Origin of the sequence: Kaistia geumhonensis (assembly GCF_030815145.1) — a bacterium.
Taxonomy (GTDB): domain Bacteria; phylum Pseudomonadota; class Alphaproteobacteria; order Rhizobiales; family Kaistiaceae; genus Kaistia; species Kaistia geumhonensis.
The window spans coordinates 720,099-742,239 of record NZ_JAUSWJ010000001.1 but is presented as its reverse complement, the minus strand read 5'-3'; the positions used below and the strand labels follow the sequence as shown (position 1 = coordinate 742,239).

Here is a 22,141-nt window from a genome sequence, read left to right as displayed (position 1 = left end):
GAGGGCGTCACTATGTTCGCGCAACGCCGCGGGGCGACGTCCAGTTGCCGCCGCCAGCCATCTCCAAGCGGACCTAGCATATGCGAGCCGAGATCGAGACGATCGTCGACGAAATCAAGCAGGGCGTAACCCTGCTGAGGAGGCATCTTTGACTGGGATCGTGCCCAGCGTCGCCTTTCCGAACTGAACGCCCTCTCCGAAACGCCGACCTTCTGGGACGATCCGCAGAAGGCGCAGAAGCTGATGCGCGAGCGGCAGTCTCTCGAGGACGGCATCCGCGCCGTCGAGGCGTCCGAGCGCGAGCTCGCCGATAATCTGGAGCTCATCGAACTCGGCGAGGCGGAGGGCGATGCGTCTATCGTGACCGAGGCCGAGAACGCGATCTTCGCGCTCAAGGACGTCGTTCGCCGCCGCCAGATCAATTCGATGCTGTCCGGCGAGGCCGACGGCAACGACACCTATGTCGAAATCCATGCCGGCGCCGGCGGCACCGAGAGCCAGGACTGGGCCAACATGCTGCTGCGCATGTACACCCGCTGGTCGGAGCGCACCGGCAAGAAAGTCGAGCTGCTCGAGATCCACGATGGCGAAGAAGCAGGCATCAAGTCGGCGACGCTCCTCGTCAAGGGCGAGCAGTCCTATGGCTGGCTGAAGACCGAGTCGGGCGTGCATCGCCTCGTGCGCATCTCGCCCTATGATTCGAGTGCGCGCCGCCACACCTCCTTCGCCAGCGTATGGGTCTATCCGGTCGTCGACGATTCGATCGACATCGAGATCAACGAGAGCGACTGCCGCATCGACACGTACCGGGCGCAGGGCGCCGGCGGTCAGCACATCAACACGACCGACTCCGCGGTCCGCATCACGCATATTCCCTCGGGCATCGTCGTGCAGTGCCAGAACGAGCGTTCGCAGCACAAGAACCGTGCCGCCGCCTGGGACATGCTGCGCTCGCGCCTTTACGAGGCCGAGCTGGAGCGTCGCGAGGCGGCCGCCATGGCGACCGAATCGTCCAAGAAGGACATCGGCTGGGGTCACCAGATCCGGTCCTATGTCCTGCAGCCCTATCAGCTCGTGAAGGACCTCCGGACCGGCGTCGAAAGCACCGATCCGCAGACCGTCCTCAACGGCGAGCTGAACGAGTTCATGGAAGCCGCGCTGGCGCAGCGCCTCGGCGGCGCCGATGTCGAGGTGGCGGATATCGACTGATGAGCGGGAGCGGGCAGGACCCGCTCCTGCAACACCGGACGTGACCCACGGCGTCACGGGCATTGCCCGCGCGCCGGGACGCCCGACTGCCTCGACCTAAAGCAACTGCGCGATCTGCCGGCCCGGCACGATATAGGTCATCGGATCGATGGCGCGGTCGTTGACGCGGATCTCGTAGTGGAGATGCGTGCCCGTCGAGCGGCCGGTCGAGCCGACCTCGCCGATGATCTGGCCGGTCTTCACTTTCTGGCCGACCTTGACGTTGATCGCCGAGAGATGGCCGTAGCGGGTCACGATCCCGTTGCCGGCGTCGATGTCGACCATCTTGCCATAGCCGCCTTCCCAGCCCGCCGAGACGATCGTGCCGCCGAGCGCGGCCGGCACCGGGTAGCCCATCGGCGCGCGGAAATCGACGCCGGTATGCATGGCCGGCCGGCCGAGGAAAGGATCACTGCGCGCGCCAAAACCGCTCGAGATCGGCGCATTGCCGAGCGGCGCCTTCCAGGGGAGGGAAAGCGCAATGCGGCGGGTGGCGGCGAGGCGGTCGAGTTCGCTGCTCAGCGTCTTCACGCCGAGCGCGAAGCGTGCGGGGCTTGGATCGTCCGGCAGCGGCACGAAGGGCCCGCCGACGGCATCGTCATTGCTGCGGCTGCCCGGCGCCTTGCGCCCGACCTTCTGAAGCACCGCGGCGATGCGATCGGCGCGCGAGGCGACCGAACGGGTGAGTCCGGCGATGGTTGCCTCCTGGGCACGCTCCATCGCGTTGACCTCGGCCTCGATCTTCGCGATGCGTGCGGCGTCCGCCGGCGTCAGATGCCCGTCAGCCCCGCCGTCGACGACACTGGCAAGCTGAACGCTCGGCTTGGCGACCGGCACCGCGCTGGCGCTCGGGCTGCCGGACTTGCTGCCCTTCTTGGGCCGAGGCGTCGCGACGGGCATCTTGACGTCGAAGCCGGCGCGCTTCGCCGCGTCGGCGATCCTCGTCAGCAGGTCCTGCCGCTTGGCCAGCTGTTCCTGGCGGTCGAGCACGCGTCCCAGCGCCTGCTGGACGGTCGACTTGTCGATCTGCTGCCGTTCGGTCAGGCGGTCCATTTCGCCTTTGAGGTCGGCCAGCTTGTTCTCGTAGTCCTCAGACAGCTTGGCGGTCAGCTCCGCCTCGCGACGCTGGCGGATCACGGTCTCCATCGCCTGCCGAAGCACCGCTTCATCGGCCTCCGTGAAGACCGGAGTCTGTTCGCGGCCGAGATAGAGCGCGACGCCACCGGCCGAAAGGCCGACCAGCAGAAGGACCCCGACCACGACCATCGCGACGAGGCGACGGCTGACATGGACGGCGTGCAGCATGTCGCCATGGGCGACAATGACCCGCGTTCCGGTTCTGGCTGGCTTTTGACGGGGAGCCGGGCGCCGCTTTGCTTCCGCGCGTCCCGAGGACGGTACAGGAGGATGCGATGGCTGGCGGTGGGCAGTCTGCATGGCGTCGGTTCAACCTGGCGCGTCGTCGGAAGCGGGGCCGCCCGGAAGGTGCCGGCCCGAACTTCACTACAGACTCGACAGGGTAAATCCTCTGTTACCTGCCTGCGTAAAAAGCAGATGGTTTCGGGTTGGAAGGGTGGCGGACGGGCGCTGGACGGGCCGGCGGTGAATCATGGGGAAGATTCGAGCTTGCGCCACCGATGACCGCTACAGCAGCTGCGCCATTTCCCGGCCGGCGATCAGGAAGCGCATCGGGTCGATCGCGTCGCCGTCGAGGCGGATCTCGTAATGGAGATGCGGGCCGGTCGAGCGGCCTGTCGAGCCGACGCGGCCGATCTTGCCGCCGGCCTCGACATGGTCGCCGACGCGCACCGTGATCGCCGAGAGATGGCCGTAGCGGGTCACGACGCCGTTGCCGTGATCCACGTCGACCATGTTGCCGTAGCCGCCGTTCCACTCGGCGGCGATGACCGTGCCGGCGGCGACGCTGCGGGCAGGCATGCCGCGCGGCGCGCGGAAATCGATCCCGGTGTGCATCGCCGGGCGCCCGAGGAACGGATCGAGCCGCGGACCGAAGCCGCTGCTGATCGGGGCGCCGACGATCGGCTGACTCCAGGGGAGGGCCAGCGCGACCTTGCGGAGGCTCGCAAAGCGCGCAAGCTCCGCCGAGAGCATCGTCACGTCGGTCATGAATCGTTCGTCCTGCGTGCCCTCGGGCAGCGGAACGAACGGCCCGCCGACATCTTCCGTGGCGGACGGGCGCGGAACCTTTCGGCCGACCCGCTTCAGGATCGTTGCGATGCGGTCGGCTCGCGAGGCGACGCTCGTGCGCATCGTCGCGACCGCCATGTCCTGCGCGGTCTGCATCGAGTCGAGCTGACTCTCGATTCCGTCGATGCGATCGGCGCCGGCGAGCGGGGCGAGCGGATCGCGCGCCGTCGCGCCCGTGATGCTGGCGAGCGTCACCGAAGGACGGGCGACGCCGTCGGCGCTCGCCTGCTTGCCGTGGTCATTCGTGTCGTGGCTGGCGTCCTTGCGCGGCGGCAAAGGCGGGGGCACCTCGAAACCGGCCTTGCGTGCTGCGTCGGTCAGCTTTTCCAGCATCTCCTGGCGCTGGCCGAGCTCGTCCTGCCGATCGAGGAGCTGCTCGACCTTCTGCTCGACCGTCGCATGGTCGACCGCGCGGCGGGAGCGGATGCGCTCGATCTCGTTGCGCAGTGCCGTGATGCGATCCTCGTAGCCCTCGCGCAGCGTCGCCTCCTCCCCGCGCTCCTGCCTCGCCCAGTCGTCGCGGAAGACGAGATAGGCGGTCGAGCCGAAGTAAAGCGCCGAGAAGAGCACGAAGCAGACGCCGGCCAGAGTCATCAGGCCGGGGCTGAGATGGATGGCCTGCAGCCGGTCGCCGCGGGCGATGATCACCCGGGTTTCGGGCTTCTGCGCCCGTGCGCGTCGCTGGCCGGCCGCCGCACCGCGACCATCGAACGGCTCGGAGGGGGCACGCGAAGCACGGGGTGACGGCATGGACGCTCCAACCTTGCGCTGACGGCAGGTCCGGCGTTCTCGGAGGCCCGCCGGTTCAGCGATGATTAGAAAGCGTTAAGGTTAAGCCTTGGTTGAAATCGAGGCTTCCAGCGGTCGCACGAGGGGGCGGTAGAAGCCCGGCGTCATGCCGGCCTCGGCCCGCGCGGCGTCGTTGAAGGGCGGTTTCAGCGGCCCGCGGAAATGCTTGATGACGAGCTTGCGGAAGGTCGGCTCCGGCGCCAAGCCGTGGCGGTCGCACAGGAAGCGGAACCACTTGCAGCCGAAGGCGACATGCCGCCGCTCGTCGCGATAGATGATGGCGAGGATGGCGGAGCCCGCCTCGTCGCCCTGCTCGGCGAGCTTGTCGACGAGCGGCGGCGTCACGTCGAGCCCACGCGCCTCCAGCACGAGCGGAAGCACGGCGAGCCGCGCCATCAGGTCGTGTCCCGTTTCCTGCGTCGCCTGCCAGAGCCCGTCATGCGCCGGCAGGTCGCCATAGGCGCCGCCCATCGCCTTCAGATGATCGGCGAGCAGGGAGAAGTGCTTCGCCTCCTCGAGCCCGACCTGCACCCAGTTGTCGAAGAAGGACCGGGGCATCGGAACGCGCGCGAAGCGGCCGACCAGGTCCCAGGTGAGGTCGACCGCGTTGAGCTCGATATGGGCCAGCGAGTGGATGAGGGCGAGACGGCCATGCGCCGAGACCGGCGAGCGCTTGGGCAGTTCGCGCGGCGGCACCAGAATCGGGCGCTCGGGCCGGCCCGGCCGCTCGGGCATCGGCCGGTCGAGCGCTCCACGCAGCGACAGCCGCCGGCCGAACCAGCCCTTGGCGGCGTCATAGGCGACCGCGACCTTCTCCTCGAGATCGGCGGTCGCGACGATGAGCGCGGCCGCATCGGCCAGCGAAGCGAAGGTCGGCGATGCCATGCTCAGAGGGCCCGGGCGGCTTCGAGGACCTCGGCGACATGACCCTTCACCCGCGACACCGTCCAGGCACGGGCGATGCGGCCTTCGGCATCGATCAGGAAGGTGGTGCGCACGACGCCCATATAGGTCCGCCCATACATCTGCTTCTGCTGCCAGACACCATAGGCCTGGCAGACCGACGTGTCTTCGTCGGCGGCGAGGGTGACGCCGAGTCCGCGCTTCTTGGCGAACTTCTCGTGCGAGGCGACCGAATCGGGCGAGACGCCCAGCACCGCTGTTCCCGCAGCCTCGAATTCGGCCAGCATGGACGTGAAATCGAGCGCTTCAGCCGTGCAGGTCGAGCCGTCGTCGCCTGGATAGAAGTAGAGCACGAGCTTGCGTCCCGCATAGTCCTTCAGCGTGGCGGTGCCGCCGCCGGTGGTCGGAAGCGAGAAGTCGGGGGCGGGGGCGCCAGCAGCCGGAGCGGTCATTTGCCATCCTTTCGTCGGGTTTGTCTGGCGTCAGAAATAGAAATCATGGATAGCTTTCAAGGCGCGTCGCGCCTGATTGCGGTGGGAGACCGCGTCCGCTAACCGAGGACTGAGAACGGCCCCGCCTGAGCCGTCCGCCCGAAGGGCGACCGACGAGGAGCGACAACACCTGACAATGCGGCTTGACCAGTTTCCTTCGGCGCGGGCGCATCGCCCCCTGGTCGCGAGGGCGCCGAGGCGTCGGCGCGGCTGGTTGGGCGCCGTGGTGCGGTTGGCGAGCGCGGCGGTCGTGCTCATGGTCGTCCTGGTCGTTGCCGGCGCGGCGATCCTCGCGGTCGGCCCCGTCGATCTCGGCGTCCTGCGCGAGCGCGTCGAGCAGTCTGTGCGCAATCAGGTCGGTCCCGGCTACGAGGTCAGCGTCGGCGGCGCCTCCATCGACGTCGATCCCGTGATGGGGCTCATGGCCCGGATCGACGAGATTCGCGTGCGCGATGCCAGTGGCACCTCGGTCGCGCATGTGCCGACGGCCCGCTTCGGCATCGATCCACTGTCCCTGCTGCGCCTGAGGCTCGACATCTCGGAGATCGAGATCAGCGAGCCGGACATATCGCTCGTGCGAGGCGACGATGGCCGCATCTTCCTCGGCATGCCCGGGCGGCCGGCGCCGCCCCCGCCGGCAGTGTCCGCGTCGGCCCAGCCCGAACGCTCCCCGGTCGACGATCTGACGCCGCCCGTTCCGCCGGCGATCAAGGCGCTCGACGGCGGATTCCCGGACCTCTTCACGGCGCTTCATATCCTCAACCGCGCCCTCGATCCGGCGATCGACGCGGCGATCGACCGTAACTTCCACAGCCTCGGCATCGATGCCGCGACGATCCACATCTGGGACGCGAAGCGGCTCCAGCAGCGCGAATTCCCCCACACCGACATCGCGCTCACGCTCGATACCGGCGGGACGGTCAAGGCGAGCTTTTCGACCTCAGGCTATTCAGGCCGCTGGGGCATCGTCGGAGAGCGGGCGGTCGATCCGAAATCCGGCGAGCGGACGCTGTCGATGTCGTTCTCGCAGCTCACGATCGCCGATATCGAGCCGAATTTCGGAAGGCCCGAGAGTCTGGTGCAGTCCGACATTCCGCTGTTCGGACGGGCGACGGTGGTCCTGGAGGCCGATGGCGACGTGAAGGATGCGCAGTTGCGCTTCGATCTCGGTGCCGGTCAGTTCGTATCGGGTTTCGGCAAGGATACCGTTCTGCTCGACGAGGCGACGATCCGCGTGCACTGGGACGTGGCGAAGCGAACTCTCGTGCTCGAGCCGTCGCGTTTCCAGTTCGGCCCGACGCACGCCATCCTCACCGGTGAGATCAGGCCGCTCGGCGACCAGTCCGACGGCCGCTACAGCTTCGATTTCGAATCGCGCGGCGCTTATCTTGCGGCGGACTCGAACTCGCCGCCGATCGTCGCCGACCGGATCGCGCTCGTCGGCAAGGCCGATTTCCCCGGCAAACGGATCGACATCACGGATTTCGATATCACGACCCCGGTCGCCTCGGTCGCGGCCGCCGGCACGATCGGGCTGGATGGGCCGACGCCCTCTCTCGCCCTTTCGGCGTCGTTCACGCCGATGTCGATCTCCGCCCTGAAGCAGATCTGGCCGCCGACCCTCGCCGGTCCCGCGCGCAAATGGGTCATGGAGCATGTGAGCGGCGGCCATATCTCGGCGGCGAGGTTCGAGTCGGCCGTGCCCGGCGGCGTGCTGTTCACCGGCGAGCGCGTCACCATGCCCGAGGACTATATGCGCCTCGACGCCCGCCTCGAGGACGTGACCTTCACCACTGTCGGCACGATCCCGCCGATCACCGGCGTCAGCGGCAATGCCGTCGTCGCGGGCTCGACCTTCGGCATCGACATCGACCGCGGCACGATCACAGCGCCGAACGGCAAGTCCGTCGCCATCACCAACGGTATCTTCGCGGTGCCGAACACAGCGCAACCGAACGCCGAGAGCCGGATCGAGGCCGAGTTCGAGGGCGATGTCGGCGCCATAGCGCAGATCGCGAATTCCGAGCCGATGCGCGCCCTGTCGCGAAACGGGCTGGATCCGGTCGATCTTTCCGGCAGCGGCAAGGGCAGCCTGTCGATCAGCATGCCGCTGAAGCCGGGTCTCCTGCCGAGCGACATCCAGTGGCGCGCCAGCCTCGACACCACGGGGTTCGCGAGCGCAGCGCCGATCGAGGGGCGGAAGGTGGCGGCCGGCGCCTTCTCTATGATTGCGACGCCGCAGGCCTTCTCCATCGCCGGAAAGGCGACGATCAACGGCGTGCCGGCGACCATCGACCTCACCCAGCCGATCGGCGACCATGACGGCGACGGCAGCAGCGACGAGGCGCGCAGGAGCGTCCAGCTCATTCTCGACGCGGCGGCCCGCAAGCGGCTCGGCATAGGGCTCGACAATGTCATCGGCGGCACTCTGGGCGCTTCGATCACCGATCTCTCCGACGGCCGCAAGGGGCAGCACTATGTCTTCGACCTGAAGCAGGCGCGGCTCGTGCTGCAGCCGCTCGGCTGGTCGAAGGGCGTCGGTGTACCGGCCAAGCTCGAATTCGACCTCCTGCCGCGCGATCAGGGCGGCTATCTGGTCGAAAACATGGTTGCGACCGGCGAAGGCTTCGGTTTCCGCGGCAAGGCGGTCCTCGATGCGAAATACGGCGTCGTGTCGGCCGAGATCGACGATGTCGCGCTGCGCAAGGGCGATGACGTGTCGGTGACGCTCACCCGCAAGGGCGGCGGCTACGGGATCGTGGTGCGCGGCGCGGCTTTCGACGCGCGCGGCCTCATCGCCAGCTTCAAGCAGGGCGCCGTCGCGCCCAACGACGCGGCACCCGATCTCTCGATCGATGCCCGCATCGACCAGATCGCCGGGTTCGGCAAGGCGAAGCTCGGCAAGGCGGCCATCGTCATCGAGACGAGCGGCGGCACCGTCGATCGCGCGACCCTCAAGGGAGCGCTGCCGGGCGGCCCCATCACGATGACCTATACCGACGCCGGGGCGGGCGGCGCCGCCCTCGACCTGCAATCGACCGATGCCGGGAACGCCATTGCTTTCGTCGATCTCTACCGGCGCATCAGCGGCGGCCAACTGCGGCTGACCGGAACGCGGAGCGGTGCCAGGGGCCCCATGAACGGCGTGTTCGACATCGCCCAGTTCGCGATCGTCGACGAGTCCTCGATGCGCAAGCTCGTCTCGGCCAGCAACGGGACGGGCGAGAACGCACAGCCGAGCGGCCTCGATCCCGACCATGTGCCCTTCGACCGGGCGCGCATCGACTATACGAAGCGCGGCTCGGTCATCGTCATCAACGATGGTGTGTTGCGCGGGGCGACCGTCGGCGCGACGCTGAACGGCACGATCGATCTCGCCCGGCAGGTGGTCCAGATCGCCGGCACCTATCTGCCGGCCTATGCCGTGAACAACCTGTTCGGCCGCGTGCCGCTGCTCGGCCTCGCGCTCGGCGGCGGCAGCCAGGGCGGACTGTTCGGCGTGACCTTCAAGGTCGAAGGCCCGATCGCCAGCCCCAGCCTCACCGTGAACCCGCTTTCGATGATCACGCCCGGCATCTTCCGGAAGATCTTCGAGTTCCCGATCAATTGATCGGGCTGCCCGGTTGGGAGGCGTACACTCCTCCCGTTCGTGCAGGTTCGGGGAGGACGGCCATGCCGGATATCGAGAGGCCGCAATTCGGCGGAAACGTCGCCGAGGTCTATGACAGCAACCTCGTGCCGCTGATCTTCGAGTTCTACGCGGCGCGACTTGCGGAGCGGATCGTCGAGTCGAACCCGCGGCGCGTCCTCGAGATCGCCGCCGGAACCGGGGCTGCCACGCGGGCGATCGCTGCCGTGCTGGGGCCGGGCTCTACCATCTTGGCGACGGATCTCAGTCAGCCCATGCTCGACCGGGCAGCCGTCAGGCAAGGAAGCGATCCGCGCGTCACCTTTCAGCAGGCGGATGCGATGTCGCTGCCTTTCGCAGACCGAAGCTTCGATGCGGCTGTCTGCCAGTTCGGCGTGATGTTCTTCCCTGACAAGATCGCCGCCCACCGGGAAACCCGGCGGGTACTCGAACCGGGCGCGCGCTATATCCTCGATGCGTGGGACAGGATCGAGGACAACACCCTAGCGCTCGCTTGCAGCGAAGCGCTGGCCGGGCTCTTTCCGGACGACCCGCCCGACTTCATGCGCCGCATACCGCATGCGTATTTCGACCCGAAGACGATCACGCATGATCTGGAGGCCGCAGGGTTCTCGGGCGTGAGCGTCACCCGCGTCGCCAGCATCTGTCGCGCAGCCTCCGCTTCGCAGGCCGCACTCGCCTATTGCCAGGGAACGCCGATGCGCGGCGAGATCGAGACGAGGCGCCCGGGACATCTCGATGACGTCACGGGCGTTGTTTCAGCCGCGCTCGAACGGCGCTTTGGAACCGGAATGATCGAGGCGCCGATGAGTGCGCTGATCGCAGAGGCCGTCGCCTGAGCGACCGTCAGCTCGGGCGGACGAGGATGTGCTTCTTGCGGCCGAGCGACAGCTTGACGACGCCCTCCGGCGTCAGTGCGGCGGGACCGACCATCGCCTTCTCGTCGTCGAGCGCAACGTCGTTGACGCGCAGGCCGCCGCCCTTGATCTGGCGGCGTGCCTCGCCATTCGAGGCGACGAGGCCGGCGCGGACGAAGAGCGCGAGCGCTCCGATCCCGGCCTCGAACTCGCCGGCCGGCACCTCGATCGTAGGCAGCGACTCGGCCAGCGCGCCCTGCTCGAAAGTCTGGCGGGCCGTCTCGGCGGCCGCCTCGGCGGCGTCGCGGCCATGGACGACGGCAGTGGCCTCGGTGGCGAGGATCTTCTTGGCCTCGTTGATCTCGGAGCCGCCCAGCGCTTCCAGCTTCGCGATCTCGTCGAGCGGCAGGCGCGTGAAGATCTTCAGGAAGCGGCCGACATCCGCATCCTCGGTGTTGCGGAAATACTGCCAGAAGTCATAGGCGCTGAAGAGGTCGGCGTTGAGCCAGACGGCGCCCTTGGCGGTCTTGCCCATCTTGGCACCCGACGAAGTGGTGAGCAGCGGCGTCGTCAACGCATAGAGCTGCGGCCGGTCCATCCGGTGCGCGAGGTCGACGCCGTTGATGATGTTGCCCCACTGGTCGGAGCCGCCCATCTGCAGCACGCAGCCATAACGGCGGTTGAGCTCGACGAAGTCGTAGCCCTGCATGATCATGTAGTTGAATTCGAGGAAGGACAGCGACTGCTCGCGATCGAGCCTCAGCTTCACCGAATCGAAGGAGAGCATCCGGTTGACGGAGAAGTGCCGGCCGACATCGCGCAGGAACTCGACATAGTTGAGCTTCAGCAGCCAGTCGGCGTTGTTGACCATGATCGCATCGCCCGGCGCATCGCCGAAGCGCAGGATCTTCGCGAAGATCTGCTTGATGCCCGCGATGTTGCGCTCGATCTCCTCGACGGTGAGCAGCTTGCGCTGGTCGTCGCGGAAGGAAGGATCGCCAACCATGGATGTGCCGCCACCCATCAGCGCGATGGGCCGGTGGCCGGTCTCCTGCAGCCAGTACAGCATCGTCGCCGAGATCAGGTTGCCGATATGGAGGCTCGTCGCGGTGGCGTCGTAGCCGACATAGGCGGTGATCGGGCCGGCGAGCGCCGCGGCGTCGAGGCCTTCCGGATCGGAAATCTGGTGAATGAGCCCGCGCGTCGAGAGGACGTTGAGGAAATCGGACTTGAACGCGGTCATCGAGGATCCCGGAACGTGAGAAGACTCAGGTGCGGCTCGCTTTAGCAGCCGCCGCCGAAAAGATCATCAGCGGCGGCGGCCATGAGGATTGGCGGGGATTTCAGCCGGCGAGCGCGATCGGCTCCGCCGCGCGGCGCTGCCGCACGGCTTCGGCGAGGCGTTCCAGCACACCCTCCGACGTCGCCCAGTCGATGCAGCCGTCGGTGATGCTCTGGCCATAGACGAGCGGCTTGCCGGGAACGAGGTCCTGGCGGCCGGCGACGAGGTTGCTCTCGATCATCACGCCCATGATGCGCTTGTCGCCCGCCGCGACCTGTGCGGCGATCTCGTCGACCACCCGCGGCTGGTTCTCCGGCTTCTTGAGGCTGTTGGCGTGGCTTGCGTCGATCATCAACGCCGGCGCCAGCTTCGCCTTGACGAGCTCGGCCGCCGCGGCCTCGACGCTGGCGGCGTCGTAGTTCGGCTGCTTGCCGCCGCGCAGGATGATGTGGCAGTCGTCATTGCCGGTCGTCGCCGCGATGGCCGAGCGGCCATCCTTCGTCACGGCCAGGAAATGATGCGGCTGCGAGGCGGAGAGCACCGCGTCGACGGCGATGCGCACATTGCCGTCGGTGCCGTTCTTGAAGCCGACCGGGCAGGAGAGGCCCGAAGCGAGTTCGCGATGCACCTGGCTCTCGGTCGTGCGCGCGCCGATGGCGCCCCAGCCGACGAGATCGGCGAAATACTGCGGGGTCGTCATGTCGAGGAACTCGCTGCCCGCCGGCAGGCCGAGATCGTTGATTTCGAGCAGCAGGCCGCGGGCGAGGCGCAGGCCCTTGTCGATGTGGAAGCTGCCGTCGAGATCGGGGTCGTTGATGAGGCCCTTCCAGCCGACCGTGGTGCGCGGCTTCTCGAAATAGACGCGCATGATGATCTCGAGCTCGCCCTTCAGCCGCTCGCGGACGGGAAGGAGGCGCTTCGCATAGTCGATCGCTGCGGCGGGGTCGTGGATCGAGCACGGGCCGATCACGACGGCGAGGCGGTCGTCGCTGCCATGCAGGATAGCGTGCAGCGCGCGTCGGGCACCGGAAACGGTGCGGCTCGCGGCGTCGGTGCGGGGGAATTCGGCCATGACCTCGGCGGGACGCGAGAGTTCCTTGATCTCGCGGATGCGCAGGTCGTCGGTGGTGTCGGGCACGGTTCGGGCTCCTTGGAGTTTCCCGGCCGGCGGCAAACAAAAAAGCCGCCAACTCGGTTTGGCGGCTTCGGGTCGGATGCTTCGCTCGGTTAGTTTGCGCGCGCTCCTGCCTTCGCCGCCGGGGACGAATAGCTAAAGTACCAGCCGAAGAAGAAGGCGCGGGCCGAGATGTTCATGAGCGAGCCTATAGCCGAGCCGCTAGGCTTTGTCACCTCAAAGATTGACGCGCCGTCCGGGCGACGCGAAAGAGGGCACGACGACAAAGGACAAAGACCCGAATCATGCGCAGGATCGTCGCCCTCGGCCTGATGAGCGGCACGTCGATGGACGGCATCGACGCCGCGCTGATCGCGACCGACGCGGAAGACGTCGAGGCCTTCGGCCCGACGGCGTTTCGCCCGTATAGCGTGGCCGAGAGGGCCGTTCTCCGCGCAGCGCTCGCCGAGGCCGCGGGCCTCGCTGATCGCGACGCCCGGCCCGGCGTCCTCGCCGAGGCGGAGCGGATCGTCACCGACGCCCATGCCGAGACGGTCGAAAGCCTGCTGGCGCGCGCCGATGTCGACGCCGGCCGCGTGACGCTCGTCGGCTTTCACGGACAGACGGTCTTCCATGCGCCGGATCGGCGGCTGACGGTGCAGATCGGCGACGGCGCGGCGCTCGCGCGGCGGCTCGGCATTCCCGTCGTCTATGATTTTCGCGCCGCCGACGTCGCGGCGGGCGGGCAGGGCGCACCGCTGGTGCCGATCTTCCACCGCGCGTTGGTCCGCGCGGCAGGGCTCGAAGGCGATGTCGCCGTGGTCAATATCGGCGGCGTCGCCAATGTCACCCGCGTGGGCGCCGACGACTCGCTGGTCGCCTTCGATACCGGGCCGGGCAACGCGCTGATCGACGATCTCGTGCGCGAGCGCACGGGCGCGGCGATGGATCGCGACGGCCGGCTCTCGCTTGCCGGCACGGTGCAGGCGCAGACGCTGGCCGAACTCATCGCTCATCCCTGGTTCGACCTGCCGCCGCCGAAGTCGCTCGACCGCGATGCCTTCTCGCGCGCTCCCGTGGCCCGGCTGTCGACGGAAGACGCGGCGGCGACGCTCGCCGCCTTCACCGCGGAGGCCATCGTCCGCGCCATCGACCTCGCCGGCGGCGCCGATGCGATCGTCGTCTGCGGCGGCGGAGCGCACAATCCGGCGATCCTCCGAAATCTCGAAACGATGGGCGGCGTACCCGTCACGACGGCCGACGCGCATGGCTGGTCGGTCGACTTCATCGAGGCGCAGGCCTTCGCCTATCTGGCCGCCCGGCATGTGGCCGGCCTGCCCATCAGTTTCCCCGAGACGACCGGCTGTCCGCATCCCATGACCGGCGGAATTCTCGTGCGGCCTTGACAGCCGGCGCCGCACACGCTGCGCTCACGATCGAACCACTCGGTTCGGCCACATTTTCAGCGTCTGTCCGTTTATTCTGACCTGATACTGCGGGTGGGTCGCGGCCGGCCGCGATCCGGCCTGTCGACCCTCCCATGCTGCGAAGAGAGCGGGGCCGCCGCCCGACATGATCGAGACCACATACCTCGCCATCCTGATCGGATCGCTGCTCGTCGGCGTCGCGGTCTTCACCTCGATCTTCTCGACGCGCTTCGGCGCGCCGCTGCTGCTCGTCTTCCTGCTGCTCGGCCTCGTCGCCGGCGAGGACGGGCTCGGCATTCGCTTCGACGATGCGCGCGTCGCCTATTTCATCGGATCGATCGCGCTCGCCGTCATCCTGTTCGAGAGCGGTTTCGAGACGCGTTTTTCCTCCTTCCGCGTGGCGGCGCTGCCGGCCCTCACGCTGGCGACGGTCGGCGTGATCATCACCGCCGTCATCGTTGGCGCCGCCGCCCGTCTCGTCTTCGGCTGGAGCTGGATTTCCGCGCTTCTGCTCGGCTCGATCGTCGCCTCGACCGATGCCGCGGCGGTCTTCTTCCTGCTCCGCGTCGGCGGCATCACGCTGCGCGACCGCGTCCGGTCCTCGCTGGAAGTTGAATCGGGCTCGAACGACCCGATGGCGATCTTCCTCACCATGGCGCTGGTCGGCCTCGCCACGGCTGCGGCGGGCGAGGGTGAGGCCGTGCTGAGCCTGCTTCGGTCGTTCTTCCTGCAGATCGGCCTCGGGACGATCACCGGTCTGATCGGCGGCTATGTCATCGTGCGTATCGTCAACCGGGTCGAGCTCGAGGCGGCGCTCTACCCAATCCTCCTGATCGCGCTGGTGCTCGCCCTCTTCGCCGCTACCGGAATGGCGCAGGCGAGCGGCTTCCTCGCGGTCTATGTCGCCGGTCTTGTCGCCGGCAACATGCGCATGCGCCAAGTGCTCGCCGTGCGCCGCGTTCTGCAGGGCATGAGCTGGCTGGCGCAGATCGCCATGTTTCTGACGCTCGGCCTCCTCGCGACGCCGCACGAGTTCGGCCAGGTGCTGCTGCCGGCGATCGCCGTTGCGGCGGTGCTCATCTTCATCGCGCGGCCTGTCGCCGTCTGGATGTCGCTGATCCCGTTCGGCTTCTCGCGCAACGAGACCGCATTCATGGCCTGGGTCGGCCTCCGAGGCGCCGTGTCGATCCTGCTCGCGATCCTGCCGATGGTCGGCGGCGTCGCGCACGGTCAGGCGATGTTCAACGTCGCCTTCATCGTCGTCCTCTGTTCGCTCGTTCTGCAGGGCTGGACGATCGCCCCGGTGGCGCGGTTCCTGGGGCTGGTGGTTCCGGCCCGCTATGGCCGCGTCGAACGCATCGACCTCGAACTTCCCGGGCGCGGCGACCATGAGGTCGTCACCTATCGCGTGGCGCCCGACAGCGCCGTCGGCCGCGGCAGGCGCATCCCGCGCTGGGCTCGCCCGGCGCTCATCCTGCGCGACGGCCGTTCGCTGCGGTTTGAGGCGGCCGGCCCGCTTCAGCCGGGCGATCAGGTCTATATCGTCGCTGCGACCGAACATATCCGGCTGCTCGACCAACTCTTCGCGCGACCCTCCGGAGGCACCGACAGCGCAGTCCTGTTCGGCGATTTCGCGATCGATCCCGACATCCGCGTTGCCGACCTCGCCGAGGCCTATGGCTTCGAAGTGGGTGACGGCGACGGCAGCGAGCCCGTCGCGGCGATGATGCGCCGCAGTCTCGGCGGCGATCTCGAGGAGGGCGACCGCGTCGCGGTGGGCCCCGTCGATCTGATCGTCCGCCGCCTCGACGACGACGACCAGATCGCCGAAGTCGGCCTCGCGCTCGAGCGACGGGCGCCGCCGCGCAAGCTGCCGCTCTTCCAGAACTGGCGCGACATCGTCGCCTATCTCAAGGCGCGCAAGACGCGCCGCGCCGCTGCGCAGGCCGCCGCGCAGGCTGCCGCTCTCGCCGCCGCCGTGACCGGCCTCGCGCGGGATGACGGCACCGGGGATGGTGGAGCCGAGGTCTAGCTCAAGGACAGCCGCCACTGGTCGCGCGCCAGAAGCCCCATCGCCAGCGGGAAGGTCACGAGCCACAGCGCGCCGATCCAGATCAGCCCCGGCCAGGCGGTCTGGAGGATCAGGAACGGCGCGATCAGTCCGTTGGCGATCATGGCGAGTCGGGTCGCCCGCGGCTGGATCGCCGGCGCGGCGACGAGGGTCGAAAGGCTCATGAGTGTGTAGCCCGTCAGGTCGACCGCGGTGAGCGGCTGGCCCTGGCCGCAACAGGAGAAGAGCGTCGCGATCATGCTGTCGCCGGCGAGCTTGCCGGGAATGACGGCGGAGAGCTGGATCGCGTAGACGCTGCTGACGAGTGTCGCATACATGATCGCGAGGCCGATGGCGCCGAGCGTCCTCGGGTCGCCGGCGGGCAAGCGCGTCGCGTGCAGCCCGGCCATCGCCAGCACGAAGCTCGGCGCGAGCGCCAGCGAGGGCGCGAAGATCAGGATCTCGTCGAGCGGGAAAGTGAGGACGCCGGCGACCTGAAGGATCTGCGGCACGCCGTAGCCGAGGCTGAAAACCAGCGCCGCCAGTGCCCACCGGTAGCCGAACCGGGCGTATTCAGATGGAAGGGCCATGGGTGCCTCCGTGAGGAGGCACCATCCTGGCGCGCAGCGCCGGCGCGGCCTTGATGCAGCGCAAGCGCGGCCGGTGCGATCACGCGGCTTCGGTGATCGCCTTAAGCCGCTTGTCGACATAGTTGCCGCAGATATCGATCAGCGGCTCGACCTGGCCCTCGAAGAAGTGGTTGGCGCCGGGCATGATCTGCTGCTCGACGGTGATGCCCTTCTGCGTCTTCAGCTTGTCGACGAGGGTCTGCACGTCCTTCGGCGGCGCAACCTTGTCCTGGTCCCCGTGAATGATGAGGCCCGAGGACGGGCAGGGCGCGAGGAAGGAGAAGTCGTAGAGATTGGCCTGCGGCGCGATCGAGATGAAGCCCTCGATCTCCGGACGGCGCATCAAGAGCTGCATGCCGATCCAGGCGCCGAACGAGAAGCCGGCCACCCAGCAGGCGCGCGCGTCGGGATGAACCGTCTGCACCCAGTCGAGCGCCGAGGCGGCATCTGAGAGCTCGCCCTCGCCGTGGTCGAACTCGCCCTGGCTGCGGCCGACGCCGCGGAAATTGAAGCGCAGCACCGCGAAGCCGCGCTTCGCGAACATGTAGAACAACTGGTAGGTGATCGCGTTGTTCATCGTGCCGCCGAACTGCGGGTGCGGATGCAGGATGATGGCGATCGGGCCATTCTTGGTCTTGGACGGCTGGAAGCGCCCCTCGATGCGGCCCGCCGGGCCGGTGAAGATGATTTCGGGCATGGAGTGCGTCGCACCTCTCGCATGTTCAGCCGCCGGACGCGCCCCCGGGCGGCCGGTCTTTGAACTTGACTATGATGTTCAGGGTTTCTAGAACACCTTAGAACAATTCGAACGGAGCCGGGGCGACCCGGCCTTTGAAGCCGGCCTTGTAGCATGATGCGGGGCTCGGATTTCAAGCATAATGAGACAAGCGGCCGCCCGGCGGGCGGGCCGCATCCGCGCCGGGGTCACCGGCGCCTGGAGGCGGGTTTGACGCGGGCGCGCATCTATCTCGATCACAATGCCGGGGCGCCGCTGCGGCCGGAGGCCCGTGCCGCCATGATCGACGCGCTCGGATCGGTCGGCAATGCCTCGTCCGTGCATGCCGAGGGGCGCGCGGCGCGCGGGCGGATCGAGACGGCGCGGCGCCAGGTGGCGGCCCTGGTCGGCGGTTCCGCGGATCGCGTGGTCATGACGTCGGGAGGCACCGAGGCGAACGCTACCGTGCTCTCGCCGCTGCAGCGGGTCGGCGGCGGCATGCTGGAACTGGACGCACTCTTCATCGGCGCCACCGAGCATCCCTCCGTTATGGCCGGCGGGCGCTTCCCGCCCGAGGCCGTTCGGACGATCGCGGTCGATCGCGAGGGCGTCGTCCGCCTCGACGATCTCGAAACGAAGCTGGCCGCGCTCGCGGGCGAGGGCAGGCGGGCGCTCGTCTCCGTGATGCTCGCCAACAACGAGACCGGTGTGATCCAGCCGGTCGCCGCGGTCGCGGGCATCGCCCGGCGGTTCGGCGCGCTGGTGCACAGCGACGCGACACAGGCTGCCGGCCGCATTCCGGTCGATATCGCCGCGCTCGGCGTCGACTTCCTGACGCTCTCGGCGCACAAGCTCGGCGGCCCGCAGGGCGTCGGCGCGATCGTGCTTGGCGGCGATCTCGTCTCGCCCGTTCCGCTGCTGACCGGCGGCGGGCAGGAGAAGAACGCGCGCGCCGGAACGCAGAACGTCGCCGGCATCGTCGGCTTCGGTGCGGCGGCAGAGGCCGCGGCCGCCGATCTCGGCCGCGCGGAAGAATGGCGGCGCTGGCGCGATGGGCTTTCCGTGCTGCCGGGCGCCGTGCTTGTTGGCGCCGGTGCCGAGCGGCTGCCGCAGACAGCGGCGCTGGCGCTCGAAGGGGCAAGGGCGGAAACGCTGGTCATTGCCTTCGATCTCGAAGGCATTGCGCTGTCGGCCGGCTCGGCCTGCTCCTCCGGCAAGGTGCAGGTCTCGCATGTGATGAAGGCGATGGGGCTCGGCGATGCGCTGGCCGCATCAGTGATCCGCGTCAGCTTCGGTTGGGAAACCGGGCGCGACGACATAGATAGGTTCGATGAGGCGTGGGCCAGAATCGTGCAACGGCTGGTGCCGGGCGCGACGAGGGCCGCATAAGTCATCGCGGAAACCGCGGTTCTTGAAACCGCGGCGACGGAGTTGGAAATGCCTGCAGTTCAGGAAACGGTGGATCAGGTCCGCCGCATCGATGTCGATCAGTACAAGTACGGTTTCGTTACCGAGATCGAATCGGAAAAGGCCCCCAAGGGCCTCTCCGAGGACGTGGTCCGCTTCATCTCGGCCAAGAAGAACGAGCCGGACTGGATGCTCGAGTGGCGGCTCGACGCCTATCGTCGCTGGCTGACCATGACGGAGCCCACCTGGGCGCGCGTCCACTATCCGAAGATCGATTTCGAGGAGCTGTACTATTACTCGGCTCCGAAGAGCACGCCGGGTCCGAAGTCGCTCGACGAGGTCGATCCGGAACTGCTGGCCACTTATGAGAAACTCGGCATTCCGCTGCGCGAGCGCGAGATCCTCGCCGGCGTCGAGGGCGCGAACGACCGCCGCGTCGCGGTCGACGCCGTGTTCGACAGCGTCTCGGTCGTCACCACCTTCAAGGAGGAGCTGAAGAAGGCGGGCGTCATCTTCTGCTCGATCTCCGAGGCGATCCGCGAGTATCCCGACCTCGTGCGGAAATATCTCGGCTCGGTCGTTCCGACGACGGACAATTTCTACGCGACGCTGAATTCGGCCGTCTTCTCCGACGGCTCCTTCGTCTATGTGCCCGAGGGCGTCCGCTGCCCGATGGAGCTCTCGACCTATTTCCGCATCAACGAGCGCAATACCGGCCAGTTCGAGCGTACGCTGATCATCGCGGAGAAGGGCGCCTATGTGTCCTATCTCGAGGGCTGCACGGCGCCGCAACGCGACGAGAACCAGCTTCACGCCGCGGTGGTCGAGCTCGTCGCGCTCGAGGATGCCGAGATCAAGTATTCGACGGTCCAGAACTGGTATCCGGGCGACAAGGACGGCAAGGGCGGCATCTATAATTTCGTCACCAAGCGTGGCGATTGCCGCGGCGCGCGCTCGAAGATCTCGTGGACGCAGGTCGAGACCGGCTCGGCGATCACCTGGAAATATCCGTCCTGCATCCTCAGGGGCGACGACAGCCAGGGCGAGTTCTACTCGATCGCGGTCTCGAACGGCCATCAGCAGGTCGACAGCGGCACCAAGATGATCCATCTCGGCAAGAACACGAAGAGCCGGATCATCTCCAAGGGCATCGCGGCCGGCCGCTCGGACAACACCTATCGTGGCCTCGTCTCCGCTCATCGCCGGGCGAGCGGCGCGCGCAATTTTACCAATTGTGACAGCCTGCTGATCGGCGACCAGTGCGGCGCGCATACTGTGCCCTATATCGAATCGAAGAATGCGAGCGCCGTTTTCGAGCATGAGGCGACCACCTCGAAGATCGCCGACGACCAGCTCTTCTACTGCCTGCAGCGCGGCCTTTCTTCGGAAGAAGCGGTGGCGCTGATCGTCAACGGCTTCGTCAAGGACGTCATCCAGCAGCTTCCGATGGAATTCGCCGTCGAGGCGCAGAAACTGATCTCGATCAGCCTCGAGGGCAGTGTGGGATAGCCGATGTCCGCTGGAGCGATCAGTGCCGCGTTTGCGGACCGGCGCCCCGTGGCGCTCGTGCTCAGCACCGGCGAGGCGATGGGCGATGCGCTGACGCGCATCGCCGGCTATCGCGCGCTGCGCATCGCCTTCCCGGCCCACCGCATCGTGCATGTCTGCCGCTGGTCGTCGAGCCTGCTCGGTCCGCTGGCATCCCTCGCTGCGGAACTCGTGGACGAGATCATCGAAGGCCAGTCGCTGACGCGCGGCCCGCGACCCGTCCGCGACATCATCCGTGGTGTTGGCAATGTCGAGATCGTGATCGATCTTCGCTCCAACATGGGGGCTGCCTGGAGCTTCGTCGCGACCGCGGGCATTCGCCTGCGCTATGTCGCCAATGTCGCTCTTTATGGGCTGCGCCGTGGATTTCGCGCCTCCTTCGAGGCACGGCCGGAAAGTAACAGCCGCAGGTTCCACCGGGCGGTCGAACTGGCCGCCGGCCGGCTGCTGCCTTTCGATCCGTTCGTCGCGGTCGGCGGTGCGGCCGCTCTCGCGGCCGAGCGCGTGATGCCCGAGGGCGCACGCTTCGTGCTGCTCGCGCCCGGCACGGCGCATTCGCCGAAGGCCTGGCCGCCGGCCAACTGGGTCGCGCTCGCGCGGCACCTCGCGACGCGGGGCGTGCAGCCGCTCTTTGCCGTGGGCCCGCAGGAGCTCGGCGAACGGGCCTGGATCGAGCGCGAATTGCCGGGGACGGCCGTGGTGGATATGCGCTCGGTGCGCGGGACGGGGGATCTGCCCTGGCTTTTTCACGCGCTGGCCGCGCGGGCGGTCGGCAGCGTCACGGTCGAGGGCGGCATCGGTCATCTCGTCGCCACGACCGGACGGCCGCTCGTGACGATTTCCGGCGCGACGGATCTGCGGCGATGGCGACCGGTCACGCCCTACCACTGGTCGGCATCTGCGCGCGATTTCGGGTCGCGCCGGACGGAGGACGTGCCGCTGGAGGCCGTCGTCGCCCGTGCCGAGGAAATGATCACCTTTGCGGACAGAACCCTGTCCACCATCTCCATCCTGCCGGCGGCCTCGATGAAGCGCCTTGCCGGCTGACGAAGACCAGGAACGAAACGTCCATGCTCTCCATCAAGAATCTCCATGCCTCGATCGACGGACGCGAGATCCTGCGCGGCATCGATCTCGATGTGCCGACCGGACAGGTCCACGCCATCATGGGGCCGAACGGCTCGGGCAAGTCGACGCTCTCCTACGTCCTCGCCGGCCGCGAAGGCTACGACATCACCGACGGGTCGATCCTGTTCGACGGCGAGGAGATCGTTGAGACGCCGGCCGAGGAGCGCGCCGCCAAGGGCATCTTCCTCGCCTTCCAGTATCCGCTGGAGATTCCGGGCGTCGCGACCATGACCTTCCTCAAGGCGGCGATGAACGCCCAGCGCAAGGCGCGCGGCGAGGCTGAGCTCACCACGCCGGACTTCATGCGCCGCGTGAAGACGTCGGCTGAAAAGCTGAATGTCACTCAGGAAATGCTGCGGCGACCGCTCAATGTCGGCTTCTCCGGCGGCGAGAAGAAGCGCAACGAGATCCTGCAGATGGCGTTGCTGGAGCCGAAGCTGGCGATCCTCGACGAAACGGATTCCGGCCTCGACATCGACGCCCTGCGCGTCGTCTCCGACGGCGTCAACGCGCTCCGCTCGCCGGATCGCTCGATGCTGGTCATCACCCACTACCAGCGCCTGCTCGACCATATCGTGCCGGATGTCGTGCATGTGATGGCCGCTGGCCGCATCGTTCGCTCGGGCGGGCCGGAGCTGGCACTCGAACTCGAGGCCAACGGCTATGCCGACTATGTCGGCGCGGCCGCGTGAGGGC

At 67.7% G+C, this 22,141-nt stretch carries 17 protein-coding genes; 9 read left to right on the top strand and 8 right to left on the bottom strand.

Features of this window, described 5'->3' with window-relative positions; genetic code table 11:
• Nucleotides 1-80 precede the first annotated feature (80 nt).
• Nucleotides 81-1,209, top strand: a protein-coding gene (gene prfB / locus QO015_RS03440) for a peptide chain release factor 2 (RefSeq protein WP_266281456.1) whose coding sequence is annotated in 2 segments (ribosomal slippage) — nucleotides 81-149 and nucleotides 151-1,209 — 1,128 coding nt in all. Because the reading frame shifts where the segments join, the coding sequence is not laid out codon by codon here.
• 96 nt (nucleotides 1,210-1,305) lie between these two features.
• Here prfB and QO015_RS03435 read toward each other — a convergent pair.
• The 4 genes from QO015_RS03435 to QO015_RS03420 all read right to left on the bottom strand — a co-directional run bounded on the left by QO015_RS03435 (nucleotide 1,306) and on the right by QO015_RS03420 (nucleotide 5,600).
• Complete coding sequence (locus QO015_RS03435) at nucleotides 1,306-2,553, bottom strand: M23 family metallopeptidase (RefSeq protein ID WP_266281457.1); 1,248 nt, start codon at nucleotides 2,551-2,553, stop codon at nucleotides 1,306-1,308.
• 339 nt (nucleotides 2,554-2,892) lie between these two features.
• A complete protein-coding gene (locus QO015_RS03430; protein ID WP_307288501.1) occupies nucleotides 2,893-4,104 on the bottom strand; it encodes a peptidoglycan DD-metalloendopeptidase family protein in 1,212 nt (403 codons plus the stop codon).
• Nucleotides 4,105-4,287: 183 nt separating this feature from the next.
• Nucleotides 4,288-5,130, bottom strand: a complete 843-nt coding sequence (locus QO015_RS03425) for a ferritin-like domain-containing protein (protein WP_266281458.1) — start codon at nucleotides 5,128-5,130, stop codon at nucleotides 4,288-4,290.
• A 2-nt stretch (nucleotides 5,131-5,132) separates the two neighbouring features.
• Nucleotides 5,133-5,600, bottom strand: coding sequence for a peroxiredoxin (locus QO015_RS03420; RefSeq protein ID WP_266281459.1), 468 nt, complete (start codon nucleotides 5,598-5,600; stop codon nucleotides 5,133-5,135).
• Between the two features lie 262 nt (nucleotides 5,601-5,862).
• On the opposite strand from QO015_RS03420, the gene QO015_RS03415 reads away from it, so the two are divergent.
• Both QO015_RS03415 and QO015_RS03410 read left to right on the top strand, forming a co-directional pair.
• Nucleotides 5,863-9,249 carry a YhdP family protein gene (locus tag QO015_RS03415; RefSeq protein ID WP_307288498.1) on the top strand — a complete coding sequence of 1,129 codons (3,387 nt, stop codon included), beginning with the start codon at nucleotides 5,863-5,865 and terminating at the stop codon, nucleotides 9,247-9,249.
• A gap of 62 nt (nucleotides 9,250-9,311) precedes the next feature.
• Nucleotides 9,312-10,127 (top strand): class I SAM-dependent methyltransferase, encoded by an 816-nt coding sequence (locus tag QO015_RS03410; RefSeq protein WP_266281460.1) that lies wholly within the window; start codon nucleotides 9,312-9,314, stop codon nucleotides 10,125-10,127.
• A gap of 7 nt (nucleotides 10,128-10,134) precedes the next feature.
• On the opposite strand, the gene tyrS is transcribed toward QO015_RS03410, so the two are convergent.
• Together tyrS and QO015_RS03400 are read right to left on the bottom strand one after the other, a co-directional pair.
• Nucleotides 10,135-11,388 carry a tyrosine--tRNA ligase gene (gene tyrS, locus QO015_RS03405; protein WP_266281461.1) on the bottom strand — a complete coding sequence of 418 codons (1,254 nt, stop codon included), beginning with the start codon at nucleotides 11,386-11,388 and terminating at the stop codon, nucleotides 10,135-10,137.
• Nucleotides 11,389-11,488: 100 nt separating this feature from the next.
• Entirely contained in the window at nucleotides 11,489-12,565 is a 1,077-nt protein-coding gene (locus QO015_RS03400) for a 3-deoxy-7-phosphoheptulonate synthase (protein ID WP_266281462.1), read from the bottom strand.
• A gap of 281 nt (nucleotides 12,566-12,846) precedes the next feature.
• Here QO015_RS03400 and QO015_RS03395 point away from each other — a divergent pair, with 281 nt between their 5' ends.
• Nucleotides 12,847-13,947, top strand: coding sequence for an anhydro-N-acetylmuramic acid kinase (locus QO015_RS03395; RefSeq protein ID WP_266281463.1), 1,101 nt, complete (start codon nucleotides 12,847-12,849; stop codon nucleotides 13,945-13,947).
• Between the two features lie 166 nt (nucleotides 13,948-14,113).
• Nucleotides 14,114-16,000 carry a potassium/proton antiporter gene (locus tag QO015_RS03390; protein WP_266281464.1) on the top strand — a complete coding sequence of 629 codons (1,887 nt, stop codon included), beginning with the start codon at nucleotides 14,114-14,116 and terminating at the stop codon, nucleotides 15,998-16,000.
• Here the strand turns inward: QO015_RS03390 and QO015_RS03385 are convergent.
• Both QO015_RS03385 and QO015_RS03380 read right to left on the bottom strand, forming a co-directional pair.
• Nucleotides 15,997-16,608, bottom strand: a complete 612-nt coding sequence (locus QO015_RS03385) for a hypothetical protein (RefSeq protein ID WP_266281465.1) — start codon at nucleotides 16,606-16,608, stop codon at nucleotides 15,997-15,999. The genes QO015_RS03390 and QO015_RS03385 overlap by 4 nt on opposite strands.
• A gap of 79 nt (nucleotides 16,609-16,687) precedes the next feature.
• A complete protein-coding gene (locus tag QO015_RS03380) occupies nucleotides 16,688-17,344 on the bottom strand; it encodes an alpha/beta hydrolase (protein WP_266281466.1) in 657 nt (218 codons plus the stop codon).
• A gap of 249 nt (nucleotides 17,345-17,593) precedes the next feature.
• Here QO015_RS03380 and QO015_RS03375 point away from each other — a divergent pair, with 249 nt between their 5' ends.
• Genes QO015_RS03375 through sufC form a run of 4 tightly spaced genes read left to right on the top strand, consistent with a single transcriptional unit; the run spans nucleotide 17,594 to nucleotide 22,137 of the window.
• Nucleotides 17,594-18,751 (top strand): cysteine desulfurase family protein, encoded by a 1,158-nt coding sequence (locus tag QO015_RS03375; RefSeq protein WP_266281467.1) that lies wholly within the window; start codon nucleotides 17,594-17,596, stop codon nucleotides 18,749-18,751.
• 48 nt (nucleotides 18,752-18,799) lie between these two features.
• On the top strand, nucleotides 18,800-20,278 hold the full coding sequence (gene sufB, locus QO015_RS03370; RefSeq protein WP_266281468.1) for a Fe-S cluster assembly protein SufB: 1,479 nt from the start codon (nucleotides 18,800-18,802) through the stop codon (nucleotides 20,276-20,278).
• Nucleotides 20,279-20,326: 48 nt separating this feature from the next.
• Nucleotides 20,327-21,364 (top strand): glycosyltransferase family 9 protein, encoded by a 1,038-nt coding sequence (locus tag QO015_RS03365; RefSeq protein WP_266281469.1) that lies wholly within the window; start codon nucleotides 20,327-20,329, stop codon nucleotides 21,362-21,364.
• A 23-nt stretch (nucleotides 21,365-21,387) separates the two neighbouring features.
• Nucleotides 21,388-22,137 (top strand): Fe-S cluster assembly ATPase SufC, encoded by a 750-nt coding sequence (gene sufC, locus QO015_RS03360; protein WP_266281470.1) that lies wholly within the window; start codon nucleotides 21,388-21,390, stop codon nucleotides 22,135-22,137.
• Nucleotides 22,138-22,141 lie beyond the last annotated feature (4 nt).

Excerpts from the sequence above, each read along its gene's own strand:
- QO015_RS03435 (WP_266281457.1), bottom strand. The coding sequence starts at position 2,553 with ATGCTGCACGCCGTCCATGTCAGCCGTCGCCTCGTCGCGATGGTCGTG.
- QO015_RS03425 (WP_266281458.1), bottom strand. The coding sequence starts at position 5,130 with ATGGCATCGCCGACCTTCGCTTCGCTGGCCGATGCGGCCGCGCTCATC.
- QO015_RS03420 (WP_266281459.1), bottom strand. The coding sequence starts at position 5,600 with ATGACCGCTCCGGCTGCTGGCGCCCCCGCCCCCGACTTCTCGCTTCCG.
- QO015_RS03410 (WP_266281460.1), top strand. The coding sequence starts at position 9,312 with ATGCCGGATATCGAGAGGCCGCAATTCGGCGGAAACGTCGCCGAGGTC.
- tyrS (WP_266281461.1), bottom strand. The coding sequence starts at position 11,388 with ATGACCGCGTTCAAGTCCGATTTCCTCAACGTCCTCTCGACGCGCGGG.
- QO015_RS03395 (WP_266281463.1), top strand. The coding sequence starts at position 12,847 with ATGCGCAGGATCGTCGCCCTCGGCCTGATGAGCGGCACGTCGATGGAC.
- QO015_RS03390 (WP_266281464.1), top strand. The coding sequence starts at position 14,114 with ATGATCGAGACCACATACCTCGCCATCCTGATCGGATCGCTGCTCGTC.
- QO015_RS03385 (WP_266281465.1), bottom strand. The coding sequence starts at position 16,608 with ATGGCCCTTCCATCTGAATACGCCCGGTTCGGCTACCGGTGGGCACTG.
- QO015_RS03380 (WP_266281466.1), bottom strand. The coding sequence starts at position 17,344 with ATGCCCGAAATCATCTTCACCGGCCCGGCGGGCCGCATCGAGGGGCGC.
- sufB (WP_266281468.1), top strand. The coding sequence starts at position 18,800 with ATGCCTGCAGTTCAGGAAACGGTGGATCAGGTCCGCCGCATCGATGTC.
- sufC (WP_266281470.1), top strand. The coding sequence starts at position 21,388 with ATGCTCTCCATCAAGAATCTCCATGCCTCGATCGACGGACGCGAGATC.